Here is a 17,381-nt window from a genome sequence, read left to right on the forward strand (position 1 = left end):
ATTCCGTTCGGCCGCCCACCAGCGGGATCATGACGTCTACCCCGCGCACGGACGGAGAACGACTGTGGAACAGACGACGGCGGTGCGCCCGGTAACCCCCCAGGAACGGGCGGCTCGGGCGGCACGCAACGGCGGCGAGCCGACGCTGGAGTTCGCCGACCGCGTGCCGTACGACGCGTACGTGCGGGCCAGCACGCTGCACCGGCTCCAGGAGCCGCTCAGCGACGACCCGGGCGAGATGTCCTTCCTGATGGTCAGCCAGATCATGGAGCTGTACTTCGGCCTGACCTGCCACGAGCTGCGGCACGCCAAGCGCGAGCTGCGCGAGGACCGGATCTGGGAGGCGCTGCCCCCGCTGCGCCGCGCCGCCCTGCACCTGGAGGGCCTCAACGCCGCCTGGCACGGCCTGCGCTGGATGAGCCCGGCCGACTTCAACCGCTTCCGCGACCGGCTCGGCGAGGGCTCCGGCTTCCAGTCCGCCATGTACCGGCAGCTGGAGTTCCTGCTCGGCCTGCGCGACCGGGCGCTGATCCGTCCGTTCCGCCGGCAGACCGAGGTGTACGACGAGCTGACCGCCGCGCTCGCCACCCCGAGCCTGTGGGACGAGGTGGTGGCGCTGCTGGCCCGCAAGGGCTTCGACGTGCCGGCCGAGCTGCTGTCCCGGGACGTGAACGCCGAGCACGAGGCGCACCCGGCGATCGAGGCGGCCTGGGTCCGGATCTACGGCGACAACGGGCCGGACAACCACCTGCGCCTGCTCGGCGACGCGCTGACCGAGATCGCCGAGGAGTTCGGCGACTGGCGCTGGAACCACGTCAAGGCCGTCCAGCGCACCATGGGCGCCAAGGTCGGCAGCGGCGGTTCCGCCGGACTGGCATGGTTGCAGCGCAGCATGGCCCGGGTGGTCTTCCCGGAGCTGTGGTCGGCCCGCACCGCGATGTGACGAGAGAGAACAGCATGCACACCCCCGAGAGCGAAGCCCTCCGCCGTGACGCCGCCGACCCCGGCCACCGGCACCTGTTCCACATCCCGCCCGCCGACGGCGGGCGCTACCCCGACACGGCGTACCTGGCCGGCAACTCGCTCGGCCTCCAGCCGCGGGCCACCCGGGACGAACTCCTCGCCGACCTGGACGCCTGGAGTCGCCTGGGCGTCGAGGGGCACCTGGAGTCGGAGCGGCCCTGGCTGCCGTACCACGAGCTGCTGACCGCACCGGCCGCCCGCCTGGTCGGCGCGCTCCCCGCGGAGACCGTGGTGATGAACTCCCTCACGGTCAACCTGCACCTGCTGATGGTCGGCTTCTACCGGCCGGCCGGCGAACGCACCCGCATCGTCATCGAGGACAGCGCGTTCCCCTCGGACAGCTACGCCGTGCGCAGCCAGGCCCGCTTCCACGGCCTGGACCCGGACACCACAGTGGTACGCCTCAGGCCGCGCCCCGGCTCCGACACGCTCGGCACCGAGGACGTCCTGGACTTCCTGGCCCGCGAGGGCCACACGGTGGCGTTGCTGATGCTCGGCGGCGTGAACTACCTGACCGGCGAGCTGATGGACATCCCCGCCATCACCGCCGCCGGCCGGGCCGCGGGCGCGGTGGTCGGCTGGGACCTGGCGCACGCCGCCGGCAACGTGCCGCTGGCGCTGCACGACTGGGACGTCGACTTCGCCGCCTGGTGCTCGTACAAGTACCTCAACTCCGGGCCGGGTGCGCTGGGCGGCGTCTTCGTCCACGAGCGGCACCTCGGCGACCCGTCGATCCAGCGCTTCGAGGGCTGGTGGAGCACCGAGGCGGCGACCCGGTTCGAGATGACCCCGGTGTCCCGGCCGCCGGCCACCGTCGAGGCGTGGCAGATCTCCAACCCGCCGATCTTCGCGATGGGCCCGGTGCGGACGTCGCTGGAGCTGTTCGACTCCGTCGGCATGCCGCCGCTGCGCGAGCGCAGCCTGCGGCTCACCGCCTGGCTGGAGCAGCTGCTCGACGAGGTGACGCCCGGCCGGCCGCTCACCGTGGTCACCCCGCGTGACCCGGCCCGCCGCGGCTGCCAGCTCTCCGTCCGCATCGGCGTCGGAAGCGCGAACGAGCTGACCAAGCGGCTGCGGCACGAGCACGGCGTGATCGCCGACGCCCGGGAGCCGGACATCGTCCGGTTCGCGCCGGTGCCGCTCTACTCCACGTACCACGACTGCTGGCGGGTCGCCGAGGCGCTGGCGGCGACTGTCGAGAAGGAGGGATCGTGAGCGCGAGGAGTGAGCCGGTGAGCGAGCGCGACGAGATCGCGGTGGTCGGCGCCGGGCTGGCCGGCTGCCTGCTGGCCTGCTACCTGGCCCGGCGCGGCTACCCGGTGGCCCTCTACGAGCGGCGGCCCGACCCGCGTACCGGCACCGCCGAGCGGGGCCGGTCGATCAACCTGGCGCTGTCCGAGCGCGGCCTGGACGCGCTGCGCCGCATCGGCCTGGAGGACGAGGTGATGGCGGACGCGCTGCCGATGCGCGGCCGCATGATCCACCCGGTCGAGGGCGAGCCGGAGTTCCAGTCGTACAGCGGCTCCGGGGACCGGGCGATCAACTCGATCAGCCGGGGCGCGCTGAACAACGCGCTGCTCGACGCCGCCGCCGCGCTGCCCAACGTGCGCGTCGCGTTCGACCACCGGCTGGTCGGGCTCGACCCGCTCGGCGGCGAGATGACGTTCGAGACGCCGCAGGGCAAGGTCACCGCCACCGCCTCGGTCGTCCTCGGCGCCGACGGCGCCGGCTCCGCGGTGCGCGGGCAACTGCTCGCGTACGGCGGCCTGACCGAGAGCCTGGACTTCCTCGACTACGGCTACAAGGAGCTGACCATCCCGCCGCTGGGCGGGGAGTTCGCGCTCGACCCGGGCGCGCTGCACATCTGGCCGCGCGGCACCTCGATGATGATCGCGCTGCCGAACCCGGACCGCTCCTTCACCTGCACGCTGTTCTGGCCCACCCACGGCACGCGCAGCTTCGCGTCGCTGAGCAGCCCGGCGGCGATCGAGGGGTTCTTCGCCACCCACTATCCGGACCTGGTCCCGCTCGCGCCGAACCTGGTCGACGACTACCAGCACAACCCGGTCGGTGTGCTCGGCACGGTGCGCTGCACGCCGTGGCAGGTGGCCGGGAAGGTCGGCCTGATCGGCGACGCCGCGCACGCCATCGTGCCGTTCTACGGCCAGGGCGCGAACTGCGCGTTCGAGGACGTGGTCGAACTGGACCGCTGCCTCGACGAGTGCGACGACGAGTGGGCCGCCGCGCTGCCGCTGTTCCAGCACCGCCGCCAGGACAACGCCGAGGCGATCGCCCGGATGGCGCTGGCGAACTTCGTGGAGATGCGGGACAAGGTCGCCTCGCCGGTGTTCCGCACCCGCAAGCAGGTCGAGCACGCGCTGGAACGCGCGCTGCCCGGCCGCTACGTCTCCCAGTACGAGCTGGTCTCCTTCTCCACCACCCCGTACGCGCAGGTGCGCCGCCGGGTGCGCGCGCAGTACGCGGTGGTCGGCGCGGTCGCGGCCGGCGCGGTCGCGCTGCTGGCCGGCGGTGTCCGCGCGGCGCTGGGGAGGCGGCGATGACGCTCTGGGATCCCCGGCTGATGACCGGCCACGCGCCGGACGGCCCCGGACTGCTCCGCAACTTCGTCGGCGGCGAGTTCGTCGACGCCGGTTCCCGGTTCACCAAGCGCAGCCCGGTCACCGGCGAGCCGGTGTTCGAGGTGGCCGAGGCGTCGCAGTCGACTGTGGACGACGCGGTCGCCGCGGCCCGGTCGGCGCTGCGCGGCCCGTGGGGCCGGATGGGGGAGCGGGAACGCGCCGAGGTGCTGCGCCGGGTCGCCGACGAGCTGGAACGGCGCTTCGACGACCTGGTCGCCGCCGAGGTCGCGGACACCGGCAAGGCCATCTCGCAGGCCCGGACGCTCGACATCCCGCGCGGCGCGGCCAACTTCCGGGCGTTCGCCGAGATCGTGGCCACCGCGCCCACCGAGTCGTTCACCACAGTCACCCCGGCCGGGGGCCGGGCGCTGAACTACGCGGTCCGCAAGCCGATCGGCGTGGTCGCTGTCATCGTGCCGTGGAACCTGCCGCTGCTGCTGCTCACCTGGAAGGTCGCCCCGGCCCTGGCCTGCGGCAACGCCGTGGTGGTCAAGCCCAGCGAGGAGACTCCCGCCTCCGCCACGCTGCTGGCCGAGGTGATGGCCGCGGCGGGCGTGCCGGACGGCGTGTTCAACCTGGTGCACGGCTTCGGTCCCGGCTCGGCCGGCGAGCACCTGACCCGGCACCCGGGCGTGGACGCGATCACGTTCACCGGCGAGTCGGCGACCGGCAGCGCGATCATGCGCGCCGCCGCCGACGGGGTGAAGGCGGTCAGCTTCGAGCTGGGCGGCAAGAACGCCGGCCTGGTGTTCGCCGACGCCGACCTGGACGCGGCGGTCGCCGGTTCGGTGCGGTCCAGCTTCACCAACGGCGGCCAGGTGTGCCTGTGCACCGAGCGCATCTACGTGCAGCGGCCGGTGTTCGAGGAGTTCACCGCGCGGCTGGCCAAGCGCGCCGGCGAGCTGGCGTACGGCTGGCCGGACGACGAGGCGACTGTGAACATGCCGCTGATCTCGCACGGGCACCGGGACAAGGTGCTGGGCCACTACGCGCTGGCCCGTACCGAGGGCGCGGAGGTCCGCGCCGGCGGCGGCGCGCCGCGCTTCGGCGACGCCCGCGACGGCGGGGCGTACGTGCAGCCGACTGTGCTCACCGGTCTGGGGGCGGACGCCCGTACCAACCAGGAGGAGATCTTCGGCCCGGTGGTGCACGTCGCGCCGTTCGACGACGAGGACGAGGCGTACGCGCTGGCGAACGGCACCGCCTACGGCCTGGCGGCGACGGTGTGGACGCGGGACGTGGGCCGGGCGCACCGGGCCGGCGCCCGGCTCGACGCCGGCATCGTCTGGGTGAACACGTGGTTCCTGCGTGACCTGCGCACCCCGTTCGGCGGGGTGAAGGCATCGGGAGTGGGCCGCGAGGGCGGCGTGCACTCGCTCGACTTCTACTCCGAGCTGACCAACGTCTGCGTGGACTTGACGTGAGCGCGAGGAGTGAGCCGGTGTTGCGAGCCCCGCAGTCGCGAACGAAGGGTGGCTCAGCATGAGCGCGAAGGCTGGCGCGGGCGCGCGTGGTGGGCAGAATGGCCGGAATCCCCAGCGACGTAAGCGAGGAGCCGCCATGACCGTGGACATCGAGGCCGCCAACCGGGAACTGGCAGTGGCCCGGCAGGACGGGAAGCCCTGCCCGCCGCTGCGTGGCCGGCTGCTGCCCGAGGGCGACATCGAGGCCGCGTACCAGGTGCAGCAGGTCTACACCCGGCAACGCCTGGGCAAGGGGCACCGCCGCGTCGGCGCGAAGATCGGCCTGACGTCGCGGACCGTGCAGGAGAGCTTCGGCGTCTACCAGCCCGACTTCGGGGTGCTCTTCGACGACATGGCCGTCGGTGACGGCGTCGAGGTGCCGATCGACCGGCTGCTCCAGCCGCGGGTGGAGGCGGAGATCGCCTTCGTGCTCGGCGCGGACCTGCCGGACGAGCGGGTCACCACGGTCGACCTGATCCGGGCGGTGGACCACGTGCTGCCGGCCATCGAGATCGTCGACTCGCGGATCGCCGACTGGGACATCTCCATCGTGGACACGGTGGCGGACAACGCCTCCAGCGGGCTGTTCGTGCTCGGCACCGCGCCCCGGCGGCTCGCCGACGTGGACCTGCGGCTGTGCGGCATGGTGCTGGAGCACGCCGGTGAGCCGGTCTCGGTCGGCGCGGGCGCGGCCTGCCTCGGCAATCCGCTGCACGCGTTGCAGTGGTTGGCCGGCACGATGGCCCGCGCCGGTGACCCCCTGCGGGCCGGCGACGTGGTGCTCTCCGGCGCGCTCGGCCCGATGGTGCCGGTCACGCCCGGCGCCGCGTACGAGGCGCGCATCTCCGGGCTCGGTTCGGTGCGTACCTGTTTCTCGAAGGAGACCACCTCATGACTGTCGGAGTGGCGGTGCTCGGGTCGGGCAACATCGGCACCGACCTGATGATCAAGGTGCTGCGGCTCGGTGAGGGTCTGCGCATGGTGGCGATGGCCGGCATCGACCCGGCCTCGGACGGCCTGGCCCGGGCCCGCCGGCTGGGTGTGACCACCACCGCCGAGGGCGTCGACGGGCTGGTGGCGCTGCCCGAGTTCGCCGACGTCCAGCTCGTCTTCGACGCCACCTCGGCCGGCGCGCACAAGCGTCACGACGAGGTGCTGCGGGCGCACGGCCGTACCGTGGTCGACCTGACGCCCGCGGCCATCGGCCCGTACGTGGTGCCGCCGGTGAACCTCGACGAGCACCTGGGCGAGCCGAACGTCAACATGGTGACCTGCGGCGGGCAGGCCACGGTGCCGATCGTGCACGCGGTCGGCCGGGTCACAGCCGTCGCGTACGGGGAGATCGTCGCCTCGATCGCCTCGAAGTCCGCCGGGCCCGGCACCCGGGCCAACATCGACGAGTTCACCGAGACCACCGCCCGAGCCATCGAGGTGGTCGGCGGCGCCGAGCGCGGTAAGGCCATCATCGTGCTGAACCCGGCCGACCCGCCGCTGCTGATGCGCGACACGGTCTACTGCCTGTGCCCGGACGCCGACGCCGACCGGGTGAAGATCGCCGCCTCGGTGGCCGACATGGTGGCCGCCGTGCAGGAGTACGTGCCCGGCTACCGGCTCAAGCAGGACGTGCAGTTCGACCGCGTGGACACGTACGCGCCGGTGCTCGGCCGGCACTTCACCGGCCTGCAGGTGTCGGTGTTCCTGGAGGTCTCCGGCGCCGGGCACTACCTGCCCGCGTACGCCGGGAACCTGGACATCATGACGTCGGCCGCGCTGCGCACCGCGGAGCGGCTGGTGGCGCTGCGCGCGGAGGTGAGTGCGCGATGACCGACCTCTACATCCAGGACGTGACGCTGCGCGACGGCATGCACGCCATCGCCCACCGCTACACGGTCGACCAGGTGCGTACCATCGCCGCCGCGCTCGACGCGGCCGGCGTGGCCGCGGTCGAGGTGGCGCACGGCGACGGCCTGGCCGGTTCCAGCGTCAACTACGGGCACGGCGCCGCCGCCGACGCGGACTGGATCGCCGCCGCCGCCGAGGTGCTCACCACCGCGCGGCTGACCACGCTGCTGCTGCCGGGCATCGGCACCATCGCCGACCTGAAGGCGGCCAAGGCGCTCGGCGTGACGAGCGTCCGGATCGCCACCCACTGCACCGAGGCGGACATCTCCGCCCAGCACATCGCCTGGGCCCGGGAGAACGACATGGACGTCTCCGGGTTCCTGATGATGTCGCACCTGAACGACCCGGCCGGGCTGGCCGCGCAGGCCAAGCTGATGGAGTCGTACGGGGCGCACTGCGTCTACGTCACCGACTCCGGCGGGCGACTGCTCATGTCCGACGTGGCGCAGCGGGTCGACGCGTACCGGCAGGTGCTGGCGCCGGAGACGCAGATCGGCATCCACGCGCACCACAACCTGTCGCTGGGTGTGGCGAACAGCGTGCTGGCGGTCGAGCACGGCCGGATCCTCGGCGACGGCCCGCTCGGCTCGCCGTCCGGGCGGACCGTCCGGGTGGACGCGTCGCTGGCTGGCATGGGCGCCGGCGCCGGCAACGCGCCGCTGGAGGTCTTCGTCGCGGTCGCCGAGCTGCACGGCTGGAAGCACGGCTGCGACGTGTTCGCGCTGATGGACGCCGCCGACGACCTGGTCCGCCCGTTGCAGGACCGTCCGGTCCAGGTCGACCGGGAGACGCTCTCCCTGGGGTACGCGGGCGTCTACTCCAGCTTCCTGCGTCACGCCGAGCGGGCCTCGGCCAAGTACGGCGTGGACGTCCGCTCGATCCTGGTCGAGCTGGGCCGTCGCCGGATGGTCGGCGGCCAGGAGGACATGATCGTGGACGTGGCACTGGACCTGGCGGCTAAGGAGAACCGGTGAGCGCGAGGAGTGAGCCGGGTTTGCGAGCCCCGCAGTCGCGAACGAAAGGTGGCGCAGCATGATCGGGCCGGACATCGCCGGCATCGCGGAGAAGCTGGGCGCGGCGGCCGACGACGCCACCGCGATCCCGCAGCTCGCCGCCGAGACCGGCCTCGACGTCGACGCCGCGTACGCGGTGCAGACCGCGCTGGTGAAGCGCCGCCTCGACCGGGGTGAGCGGCTGGTCGGCCTCAAGATGGGGCTCACCAGCAAGGCCAAGATGGCGCAGGTCGGCGTGGACGAGGTGATCTGGGGCCGGTTGACCGACGTGATGCGGGTGCCGGACGGCGGCAGCGTCGACGTCGGCGACTTCATCCACCCCCGGGTCGAGCCGGAGGTGGCGTTCCTGCTGGACCGGCTGCCCGACCCGGGCGAACCGGTCGGCTCGTTCACGCGGGCCGTGCGCGCGGTCGCCCCGGCGATCGAGCTGATCGACTCCCGGTACGCGAACTTCACTTTCTCCCTGCCGGACGTGATCGCCGACAACACCTCGGCCGCGGCGTTCGTGGTCGGGCCCTGGTCGCCGGTGCCGGACGGGCTGGACAACCTCGGCGTGCTGCTGGAGATCGACGGGCGGGTGGCGCAGGTCGGCTCGACCGCTGCCATCCTCGGCGACCCGCGCCGCGCGCTGGACGAGGGGCTGCGACTGGCCGGCCGGCACGGCGTCCGGCTGCGCAAGGGCTGGGTGTTCCTGGCCGGCGCGGCCACCGCCGCGGTGCCGCTGCGCCCCGGTGCGCACGTCCGCGCCACTGTCGAGAAGCTGGGTTCCGCCTCTCTGAAGGCCCTCTCGTGAGCGCGAGGAGTGAGCCGGGTTTGCGAGCCCCGCAGTCGCGAACGGAAAGCGGCCCGGTGAGCGCGAGGAGTGAGCCGGGTTTGCGAGCCCCGCAGTCGCGAACGGAAAGCGGCCCGGTGAGCGCGAGGAGTGAGCCGGGTCTGCGAGCCCCGCAGTCGCGAACGGAAAGCGACCCGGCGACCGCCCGCGTGGTGGCCGGGAAGGCCGTGCCGCGGGGCGCGTTTCCGCACGTCAAGGTGGCCGGCGGGTTCGTCTTCGTCTCCGGCACGTCGTCGCGCCGGCCGGACAACACGTTCGCCGGGGTGTCGGTGGACGAGTTCGGCACCACCGACCTGGACATCCGGGAGCAGACCCGGGCCGTGGTCGAGAACATCCGCGACCTGCTCCGCTCGGCCGGCGCCGACCTGAGCGACCTGGTGCAGGTCACCAGCTACCTGGTCAACATGAACGACTTCGGCGGCTACAACGAGGTGTGGGCGGAGTTCTTCGACGCCACCGGGCCGACCCGGACCACAGTCGCCGTGCACCAGCTTCCGCACCCGCATCTGCTGATCGAGATGCAGGCAGTCGCCCTACTTCCGTCGGGAGGTCCCCATGAGTGAGATCGCCGAGCCGTTCAGCTTCTCCGGCTGGATCGGCGAGAACCAGCACCTGCTCAAGCCTCCGGTGGGCAACAAGGAGATGCTGCCCGGCAGCGACGACTTCATCGTCATGGTGGTGGGCGGGCCGAACCAGCGCACGGACTTCCACGTCGACCCGTACGAGGAGTTCTTCTACCAGGTCAAGGGCAACATGCACATCAACCTGATGCTGCCCGAGGGTCCGCGTACGGTGCACGTGCGCGAGGGTCAGATGTGGATGCTGCCGCGCAACACCCCGCACTCGCCGCAGCGTCCCGAGGCCGGCTCGATCGGCATGGTGATCGAGCGGGTCCGCGAGGAGGGCACGCTGGAGAAGTTCCAGTGGTACTGCGGCGAGTGCCACCACAAGGTGCACGAGGTGGAGTTGCAGGTCCGCGACATCGCTGCCGACCTGCCCCCGGTCTTCGCCGCGTTCTACGCCGACGAGAAGGCCCGCACCTGCGGCAACTGCGGCGCGCTGCACCCGGGCAAGGGCTGACGCGTGCCGGTCGTGGACGTGCACACGCACGTCGTACCGAAGGGGTGGCCGGACCTCGCCGCGGCGTGCGGCGGGTCCGGCTGGCCCTGGCTGCGGGTGGACTCCGAGCACGCCGCCATGATCATGGTGGGGGAGACGGAGTTCCGCCCGGTCGGCGCGCAGTGCTGGGACGCGCCGACCCGGCTGGCCGACATGGACGCCGACGGCGTCGACGTGCAGGTCGTCTCGCCCACCCCGGTGTTCTTCAGCTACGACCGCCCGGCCGACCAGGCGGTCAAGGTGGCCCGGATCTTCAACGACCTCACGCTCGAGGTCACCGCCGCGGGTGGCGGCCGGCTGGTGCCGTTCTGCCAGGTGCCGTTGCAGGATCCCGACGCGGCCTGCGCCGAGCTGGACCGCTGCCTGTCGGCGGGGCACGCCGGGGTGGAGATCGGTAACCACGTCGGTGACCGGGATCTGGACGACGAGGGCGTCGTGCAGTTCCTGACCCACTGCGCCGAGGTCGGCGCGCCGGTGTTCGTGCACCCGTGGGACATGCCCGGCGGCCCCCGGCTGGACCGGTGGATGGCACGCTGGCTCACCGGGATGCCGGCCGAGACGCACCTGTCGGTGCTCGCCCTGATCCTCGGCGGCGTGTTCGACCGGGTGCCGGAGACGCTGCGGATCTGCTTCGCGCACGGCGGCGGCAGCTTCCCGTTCTGGCTGGGCCGCGCCGACAACGCCTGGCACCGCCGCGGCGACCTGGTACGCGGCGCGTCCAGCGCACCGCCCAGCTCCTATGTCGACCGGTTCCACGTCGACTCGGTGGTCTTCGAACCGGCCGCGCTGCGGCTGCTGGTGGACACCATGGGCGCCGATCGGGTGCTGCTCGGCAGCGACTACCCGTACCCGCTGGGGGAACGGCCGGTCGGCCAGGTGGTGCACCGGGCGGACTTCCTCACCGACGGGCAGCGGGACGCGCTGCTCGGCGGCAACGCGCTGCGGTTCCTCGGCCGCTGACGGACGTGTCGCCCGGCCTCCCGGCCGCCGGACCGGCAGGATGGACGGCATGGCCGAGCCGCACGACCTGACCGCGCTGGAACAGGCCGCCGCGATCCGCCGGGGCGAGCTGTCCAGCCTGGAACTGGTCGAGCACCACCTGCGCCGGGTCGAGGCGCTCGGCGACACCGTCGGCGCGTTCGTCACAGTCACCGCCGACCGGGCCCGGACCGCCGCCCGCGCCGCCGACGCGCTCGCGGCGGAGGAACGCGGCCCGCTGCACGGGGTGCCGACCGCGATCAAGGACCTCACGCTCACCGCCGGGGTACGCACCACCTTCGGCTCGGCCGCCTTCGCCGACTTCGTCCCGCCGGTCGACGCCGACGTGGTCCGGCTCCTGGCCGACGCCGGCCTGGTCAGCCTCGGCAAGACCACCACCTCCGAACTCGGCTGCTCGCTCTACTCGGAGGGGCTGGTCGCGCCGCCGGCCCGCAACCCGTGGGACCTCGCGTACACCGCGGGCGGGTCCAGCGGCGGCGCGGCGGCCGCGGTGGCCGCCGGGCTCGTGCCGGTGGCGCAGGGCTCCGACGGCGGCGGCTCGCTGCGCATCCCGGCCGCGCTCTGCGGCCTGGTCGGCTACAAGCCGAGCCGGGGCATGGTCTCCGGCGGGCCGCTCGGCTTCGGCGGCTTCGGGCTGCCGGTGAACGGGCCGATCGGCCGTACCGTCGCCGACGTGGCCGCGCTGCTCGACGTGCTCGCCCGCCCGGTGCCCGGCGAGCCGTACCTGCCGCCGGTCGCGCCCGCCGGCGGGTACCTCGGCGTCACCCGCGCCGCCCGCGCCTCCGGCCCCGGCCGGCTGCGCGTCGGCCGCTTCACCACGCCGATGCTCGCCGACGAACCGGTCCACCCGGACTGCGTCGCCGCCGTCGACCGGGCCGCCGCGCTGCTCACCGACGCCGGCCACGAGGTGGTCGACGTCCCGGCGCCGCTCGGCCCCGAGGCGTGGCCGCTGTTCGAGACCGTCTGGTACGCGCTGGCGGTCACCCCGGTCCCGGCCGGGCGGGAAGGCGACCTGCTGCCGCTGACCCGGTTCCTGCGCGAGTGCGGCGAGGCGCTCGGCGCGGCCCGGCTGATGGCCGCGCTCGGCGAACTCCAGGCGCAGGTACGCCGTGGCGTACGCCGTACCGCCGGTTGTGACCTGCTGCTGTGCCCGACACTCGCGAGCCCGCAGGCGCCGGTGGGCGCGTTCGCCGCCCTCGAACCGGCCGAGGACTTCGACGCGCAGCGGCGCTTCTCGCCGTACTGCGCCGTCTTCAACGTCACGGGTGATCCGTCCGTTTCGCTGCCGGTCGGACGGACCGCCGACGGGCTTCCGGTCGGGGTGTTGCTCACCGGCCGGTACGGCGACGACGCGACGTTGCTCGCCACTGCCGCGCAGCTGGAGCACCGGAGTGACGGATGGGATCAGCACCCCGCAATCTGGCGGGCCGCCGACTCCGCTAACGTGAACATCACAAGTGAGGTGGGGCTCGACCGGTCCTGACCGGCCACCCGACCCGCACCATTCCTGGTCTCTCTTTCCGCCTGGGGGCGTTGGGATTGTCTGTTACCGAGACGTTGGTGGTCTTCGTCGGCATCCCGGCCGCCGCGGTGCTGCTGATCGCCGCCCTGGCGGCCGTCGGCAGCCGCGGCAACGGTGGCGGCGCCAAGCGCTACCGGCCGGGCCGGCCCTTCGACTTCACTCCGGTCTGGTTCCTGGGCCGTCCGGAGCAGCTGGCCGACTCGGCCGGAACGGCGCTGGCCGCCGGGGCGCAGGCGCCGGCGTTGACCAGCCGCAAGCAGGAGCAGGCCGGCCGGGAGGCGCCGGCCGGTGGAACCGGAGGCGCAAGTGACCGTTGGTGAAGCGCGGCCCACGACGGGGACGGGCACCCCGCCGGACGTGCTGGACGGGCCGTTCTCGACCCGTCAGCTGCTCCGCATCGACGAGGCGCTCCGTCTCGCCGACCAGGGCACCGGCCTGGTCTTCTCGGTCTACGTCGGCGGCCTCGACGAGCCGATCCGGGAGCACGCCGAGCGGCTGCACCGCCAGCTCGCCGACCCGGACCGCTCGGTGCTGATCGCGGTGTCGCCCAACCAGCGGCAGCTGGAGATCGTCACCGGCAAGTACGCGCGCAAGCGCATCCCGGACACGTACGCCAAGCTGGCCGCGCTCTCCATGGTGGCCTCCTTCGGCGGCGGCGACCTGGCCGGCGGCATCATCCAGGGCCTCGACCAGCTCGCCAGTCACGCCGGCAAGGGCTGATCCGCCCGCACCCACGACGAAGCCCGGCCCGCGCACGCGCGGGCCGGGCTCTCTCGTCGTCTCAACGGGGCCAGGCGGAGGGATCCAGGCGCATGGGCCACGGCTCGTCGAGCTGGACGGGGTCATCCGGCCCGACCGTGCCCATCAGGTTGTAGTGGACACCCTTGACCAGTTGGTAGCGGTAGATCACCGGGCCGAAGTCGGCTCGCTCCACCCGCCAGTAGTGCGGGATGCCGGCCTCGGCATAGAGCGGAGGCTTGATCAGCCGGTCATACCGGCGACTGCTGGGTGACTCGATCTCCACGACGAGCGCGACATCCGTGGGGTGCGTCCACAAGCCGTCCGGGGGAGCGCTCGGCTTCAGCACGGAGATGTCCGGAATGAGATTGGCGACAGGCGCCCGAAGTCCGGCCTCCCGAATGACCCACCAACCGGTCGGCGCAGTGGCCTGGAGCGCCGATCGGATCTCGTCGGCCAGAAGTTGATGCCCGTACCCGGGGGGTGGGGTCACGTGCAGGCTCCCGTCGATGATCTCGTAGCGGCTTCCGTCCTCGGGGAGGTCGTACAGGTCCTGCTCCTGCCACGGCCGCTCCGGCGGGCGCCACTCGTGGGTCGGTTGTGCCATCACGTCCACCTCCTCCGCACACGATAACGGCCGGGGCCGGCGCGGGCTGCCACCCGCGCCGGCCCCGGCCGGCATGCCTCACTCAGGCGCTGCGGGCGTCCCGCTCCCGCGCCCTGAGCGCGCGGACCACGCCGTCGCGGCCCTCGGCCACCAGCCGCCGCAGCGACGCCGGCCGGCCGTCCTGGGCCAGCCACGCGTCGGTGGCCGCGACGGTGTCCTCCTCGACCAGGTACGCCGGGTACGCGAGCTGCACGAACTCCTGCGCCGGCTCGCTGTCGCGCTGCGCCCACACCTGGTCCACCGTGGCGAAGTACCGCTCCCGGTAGGGCGCGGTCAGATCGACCTGCGCCGGGTGGGTGAAGCCCTGCAGCAGCGCCCGGTTGCGCCAGTTGGGCAGCGGGTCCGGGCCGGTGAGCAGCGCCCACACCGCGGCCTTGTTCTCGGCGGTCGGCACCAGCGCGTGCGCGTACGCGGCCTCCCGCTCGCCGCTGGCGGTACGGTCGGCGGCCAGCTCCGCGTCCACGTCGGCGGCGCCCGCCGCGCCGTTGGCGACGAGCGACTGGAGCACCATCCAGCGCAGCTCGGTGTCGACGGTCAGCCCCTCCGGCACCCCGTTGCCGTCGAGCCAGCCGCGCAGCGTGGCCAGGTCCTCGCCGGAGCGGGCCGACGAGGCGTACGCGCGGGCCCAGGCGAGCTGGAAGCCGCTGCCCGGCTCGGCCGCCGAGAGCGCGGTCCGCGCGGTACGGGCCAGGTCGGCCCAGCCGGTCGGCGCCCACTCCGGGTCGGCGTAGAAGGTGAGCGCGGTGGTCGCCTGCCGCAGCGTGGCCGTGACCAGGTTGATGTCGGTCTCGGCGGTCAGCCCGGCCAGCACCAGCGCCACGTAGTCGCGGGCCGACAGCTCGGCGTCACGGGTCATGTCCCAGGCTGCGGTCCAGCACAGCGCCCGGGCCAGCGACGAGTCGAAACCGGCGATGTGCTGCACCACAGTGGCCATCGACCGCTCGTCGAGCCGCAGCTTGGTGTAGGTGAGGTCCTCGTCGTTGAGCAGCAGCACGTCGGCGGCCGGCCTGCCGTGCAGCTCGGACAGCTCGGTCAGCTCGCCGGTCACGTCCGTCTCGATCAGCTCGCGGCGCACCAGCCGGCCGTCGGTCAGGTCGTACAGGCCGACGCCGATGCGGTGGGTACGCAGCGTCGGGTAGCCCGACGGTGCCTCCTGCCGGACCACCACCCGCTCGTACGTGCCGTCGGCGCCGATGGTCACCTCCGGGCGCAACGTGTTGACCTGCGCGGTCTCCAGCCACTGGGCGGCGAACTTGCGCAGCTCCCGGCCGGAGGCCGACTCCAGCTCGGACAGCAGGTCGTCGAAGGTGGCGTTGCCCCAGGCGTACTTGCCGAAGTAGGCGCGCAGGCCGGCCAGGAACGGCTCCTCGCCCACGTACGCGACGAGCTGCTTGAGCACGCTCGCGCCCTTGGCGTACGTGATGCCGTCGAAGTTGACCTCGACGGCCTCCAGGTCCGGCATCTCGCAGTAGACCGGGTGGGTGGAGGAGAGCTGGTCCTGCCGGTAACCCCAGTTCTTGCGGATCGACAGGAACGTGGTCCAGGCGTCGGTGAAGCGGGTGGCGTGCGTGTTGCACCAGTGGCTGGCCCACTCGGCGAACGACTCGTTGAGCCACAGGTCGTTCCACCAGCGCATGGTGACCAGGTCACCGAACCACATGTGCGCCAGCTCGTGCAGGATCGTGTTGGCGCGCTGCTCGTACTCGAAGTCGGTGACCTGCGACCGGAAGATGTAGTGCGACTCGGCGTGCGTGACGCAGCCGAAGTTCTCCATCGCGCCGGCGTTGAAGTCCGGCACCCAGAGCTGGTCGTACTTCGGCAGCGGGTAGCGCACGCCGAACTTCTCCTGGAAGAAGTCGAAGCCCTGCGTGGTGATCAGGTGCAGGTCGTCGGCGTCCATGTGCGGGGCCATGCTGGCCCGGCAGAAGTAGCCCATGTCGATGCCGTCGTGGGTGCGGCGCACCTCGTGGTACGGCCCGGCGCAGAGCGCGGTGATGTAGGTGCTCATCCGCTCCGAGACGGTGAAGTGCACCGTCTTCAGACCCTCACCGGCGGCCTCCTCGCGGACCACCGGCATGTTCGACACGACCCGCCAGTGGTCCGGGACGGTGGCGTGCCAGGTGTAGACGCTCTTCAGGTCGGGCTGGTCGAAGCAGGCGTAGACCTTCTGCGCGTCGGCGGTCTCGAACTGGCTGTAGAGGTAGGTCTCGCCGTCCACCGGGTCGACGGTGCGGTGCAGGCCCTGCCCGCTGTTGGAGTAGCCGAAGTCGGCGTCGACCACCAGCACGTTCTCGGCGGCCAGGCCGCTGAGCGTCAGTCCCTTCTCGGCGGACCAGCCGGACAGGTCCACCGGCTCGCCGTTGAGCGTGGCCGACCGCACCGATTCGGCGGCCGTCTCGATGAACGTGGTCGCCCCCGGCTCGGCGCAGCGGAACCGGACCTCGGTCACCGATCGGAACGTGCGACCGGTGGGCTGCACCGCGGTCGACAGGTCAAGGCTGATGTCGTACCCGGTCACCTCGAGCAGGCGGGCCCGCTCGGTCGCCTCGACCTGGGTCAGGTTGCGCACTCCCGGCACTGTTCGTCTCCATCCCACTCGTCTCGCCGCGCCCCGCGGCGCCGGTTCTGCCCCGGCCGCTCGTGACGGCCCGTCGAGCACCGAGTCTTCCATGCACGGACCGCTCTCGGTGGTCGAGGTCACGCTCTCATTCCGGCACCGGGCGACGGGGTCCGGGGTGAGGATCGGAGGTGACCGCGCCGGATCCCCGGCGCGACGATGTCGTGAAGGGAAAACACCGTGACCGAACGTGTCACCGCGGACATGTGGTTCGACCCGCTGTGCCCGTGGGCGTGGATCACCTCCCGTTGGCTGCTGGAGGTCGAGCAGGTCCGGGACGTGGACATCCGGTTCCATGTGATGAGCCTGTCCGTGCTCAACGACGGCCGGGAACTGCCGGAGGAGTACCGGGATCTGATGCGCGACGGCTGGGGCCCGGTGCGGGTGTGCATCGCCGTCGAGCAGGCGTACGGCGCCGAGGTGCTGGCGAAGCTCTACACCGCGATGGGCACCCGGATCCACCTCGGCAAGCAGGGCCTGGGCCGGGACATGCTGGTGGGCGCGCTCACCGAGGTGGGCCTGGACCCGGCGCTCGCCGACGCGGCCGAGTCCACCCAGTACGACGAGGCGCTGCGGGCCAGCCACGAGGCGGGCATGCGGCCGGTCGGCACCGACGTGGGCACCCCGGTGATCCACGCCCCGGGTCCGGACGGCAAGCAGGTCGCCTTCTTCGGCCCGGTGATCACCCCGGCGCCGAAGGGCGAGGCGGCCGGCCGCCTCTGGGACGGCGTGCTGCTCGTCGCCGGCACCCCCGGCTTCTACGAGCTGAAGCGCACCCGGGAGCAGGATCCGATCTTCGACTGAGCGGTAAGGAAGGGCCCCTTCTTAACGCCTCCGGTAGAGGAGG

17 protein-coding genes are annotated in these 17,381 nt (G+C 72.6%); 15 read left to right on the forward strand and 2 right to left on the reverse strand.

Translation table 11 applies throughout. The features are described from left to right. The first annotated feature begins 64 nt into the window (after nucleotides 1-64). From ABIH81_RS14430 to ABIH81_RS14495, 14 genes are all read left to right on the forward strand, one after another. On the forward strand, nucleotides 65-943 hold the full coding sequence (locus ABIH81_RS14430) for a tryptophan 2,3-dioxygenase family protein (protein ID WP_349880759.1): 879 nt from the start codon (nucleotides 65-67) through the stop codon (nucleotides 941-943). Nucleotides 944-957: 14 nt separating this feature from the next. After that, a complete protein-coding gene (gene kynU / locus ABIH81_RS14435; RefSeq protein ID WP_349880761.1) occupies nucleotides 958-2,238 on the forward strand; it encodes a kynureninase in 1,281 nt (426 codons plus the stop codon). 17 nt (nucleotides 2,239-2,255) lie between these two features. Continuing rightward, a complete protein-coding gene (locus tag ABIH81_RS14440) occupies nucleotides 2,256-3,584 on the forward strand; it encodes an NAD(P)/FAD-dependent oxidoreductase (protein WP_349881105.1) in 1,329 nt (442 codons plus the stop codon). A 20-nt stretch (nucleotides 3,585-3,604) separates the two neighbouring features. After that, nucleotides 3,605-5,086 carry a 2-hydroxymuconic semialdehyde dehydrogenase gene (locus ABIH81_RS14445; RefSeq protein ID WP_349881106.1) on the forward strand — a complete coding sequence of 494 codons (1,482 nt, stop codon included), beginning with the start codon at nucleotides 3,605-3,607 and terminating at the stop codon, nucleotides 5,084-5,086. Between the two features lie 136 nt (nucleotides 5,087-5,222). Next, complete coding sequence (locus ABIH81_RS14450) at nucleotides 5,223-6,020, forward strand: fumarylacetoacetate hydrolase family protein (protein ID WP_349880763.1); 798 nt, start codon at nucleotides 5,223-5,225, stop codon at nucleotides 6,018-6,020. Further along, nucleotides 6,017-6,949, forward strand: a complete 933-nt coding sequence (locus tag ABIH81_RS14455) for an acetaldehyde dehydrogenase (acetylating) (RefSeq protein ID WP_349880764.1) — start codon at nucleotides 6,017-6,019, stop codon at nucleotides 6,947-6,949. The genes ABIH81_RS14450 and ABIH81_RS14455 overlap by 4 nt, the downstream gene beginning before the upstream one ends. Further along, a complete protein-coding gene (gene dmpG / locus ABIH81_RS14460; protein WP_349880765.1) occupies nucleotides 6,946-8,001 on the forward strand; it encodes a 4-hydroxy-2-oxovalerate aldolase in 1,056 nt (351 codons plus the stop codon). Before ABIH81_RS14455 ends, dmpG begins: the two co-directional genes overlap by 4 nt. A 58-nt stretch (nucleotides 8,002-8,059) precedes the next feature. Next, a complete protein-coding gene (locus ABIH81_RS14465; protein ID WP_349880766.1) occupies nucleotides 8,060-8,833 on the forward strand; it encodes a 4-oxalocrotonate decarboxylase in 774 nt (257 codons plus the stop codon). A gap of 140 nt (nucleotides 8,834-8,973) precedes the next feature. Further along, nucleotides 8,974-9,435, forward strand: coding sequence for a RidA family protein (locus tag ABIH81_RS14470; protein ID WP_349881107.1), 462 nt, complete (start codon nucleotides 8,974-8,976; stop codon nucleotides 9,433-9,435). Next, nucleotides 9,428-9,952, forward strand: coding sequence for a 3-hydroxyanthranilate 3,4-dioxygenase (locus ABIH81_RS14475; RefSeq protein ID WP_349880767.1), 525 nt, complete (start codon nucleotides 9,428-9,430; stop codon nucleotides 9,950-9,952). Before ABIH81_RS14470 ends, ABIH81_RS14475 begins: the two co-directional genes overlap by 8 nt. Nucleotides 9,953-9,955: 3 nt before the next feature. Further along, complete coding sequence (locus ABIH81_RS14480; RefSeq protein ID WP_349880768.1) at nucleotides 9,956-10,951, forward strand: amidohydrolase family protein; 996 nt, start codon at nucleotides 9,956-9,958, stop codon at nucleotides 10,949-10,951. Nucleotides 10,952-11,000: 49 nt separating this feature from the next. Continuing rightward, nucleotides 11,001-12,473 carry an amidase gene (locus ABIH81_RS14485; RefSeq protein ID WP_349880769.1) on the forward strand — a complete coding sequence of 491 codons (1,473 nt, stop codon included), beginning with the start codon at nucleotides 11,001-11,003 and terminating at the stop codon, nucleotides 12,471-12,473. A gap of 74 nt (nucleotides 12,474-12,547) precedes the next feature. Continuing rightward, nucleotides 12,548-12,832: a hypothetical protein gene (locus ABIH81_RS14490; RefSeq protein ID WP_026268244.1), complete on the forward strand. Its 285-nt coding sequence runs from the start codon at nucleotides 12,548-12,550 to the stop codon at nucleotides 12,830-12,832. Then, entirely contained in the window at nucleotides 12,819-13,232 is a 414-nt protein-coding gene (locus ABIH81_RS14495) for a DUF5130 family protein (protein ID WP_091423148.1), read from the forward strand. Before ABIH81_RS14490 ends, ABIH81_RS14495 begins: the two co-directional genes overlap by 14 nt. Nucleotides 13,233-13,293: 61 nt before the next feature. On the opposite strand, the gene ABIH81_RS14500 is transcribed toward ABIH81_RS14495, so the two are convergent. Next, on the reverse strand, nucleotides 13,294-13,857 hold the full coding sequence (locus ABIH81_RS14500) for a Uma2 family endonuclease (RefSeq protein WP_349880770.1): 564 nt from the start codon (nucleotides 13,855-13,857) through the stop codon (nucleotides 13,294-13,296). Nucleotides 13,858-13,939: 82 nt separating this feature from the next. Further along, a complete protein-coding gene (gene pepN, locus ABIH81_RS14505) occupies nucleotides 13,940-16,486 on the reverse strand; it encodes an aminopeptidase N (RefSeq protein WP_349881108.1) in 2,547 nt (848 codons plus the stop codon). A gap of 228 nt (nucleotides 16,487-16,714) precedes the next feature. Between pepN and ABIH81_RS14510 the strand changes: the two genes are divergently transcribed. Continuing rightward, nucleotides 16,715-17,338 (forward strand): disulfide bond formation protein DsbA, encoded by a 624-nt coding sequence (locus tag ABIH81_RS14510; RefSeq protein WP_349880771.1) that lies wholly within the window; start codon nucleotides 16,715-16,717, stop codon nucleotides 17,336-17,338. The last annotated feature ends 43 nt before the right edge of the window (nucleotides 17,339-17,381 follow it).

The sequence above is a fragment of the Micromonospora sp. HUAS YX12 genome, assembly GCF_040215685.1.
GTDB classification, from domain to species: domain Bacteria; phylum Actinomycetota; class Actinomycetes; order Mycobacteriales; family Micromonosporaceae; genus Micromonospora; species Micromonospora tulbaghiae.

Coding starts and splice junctions, on each gene's coding strand:
- ABIH81_RS14445 (WP_349881106.1), top strand. CDS start 3,605: ATGACCGGCCACGCGCCGGACGGCCCCGGACTGCTCCGCAACTTCGTC.
- dmpG (WP_349880765.1), top strand. CDS start 6,946: ATGACCGACCTCTACATCCAGGACGTGACGCTGCGCGACGGCATGCAC.
- kynU (WP_349880761.1), top strand. CDS start 958: ATGCACACCCCCGAGAGCGAAGCCCTCCGCCGTGACGCCGCCGACCCC.
- ABIH81_RS14450 (WP_349880763.1), top strand. CDS start 5,223: ATGACCGTGGACATCGAGGCCGCCAACCGGGAACTGGCAGTGGCCCGG.
- ABIH81_RS14465 (WP_349880766.1), top strand. CDS start 8,060: ATGATCGGGCCGGACATCGCCGGCATCGCGGAGAAGCTGGGCGCGGCG.
- ABIH81_RS14455 (WP_349880764.1), top strand. CDS start 6,017: ATGACTGTCGGAGTGGCGGTGCTCGGGTCGGGCAACATCGGCACCGAC.
- ABIH81_RS14500 (WP_349880770.1), bottom strand. CDS start 13,857: ATGGCACAACCGACCCACGAGTGGCGCCCGCCGGAGCGGCCGTGGCAG.
- ABIH81_RS14485 (WP_349880769.1), top strand. CDS start 11,001: ATGGCCGAGCCGCACGACCTGACCGCGCTGGAACAGGCCGCCGCGATC.
- ABIH81_RS14475 (WP_349880767.1), top strand. CDS start 9,428: ATGAGTGAGATCGCCGAGCCGTTCAGCTTCTCCGGCTGGATCGGCGAG.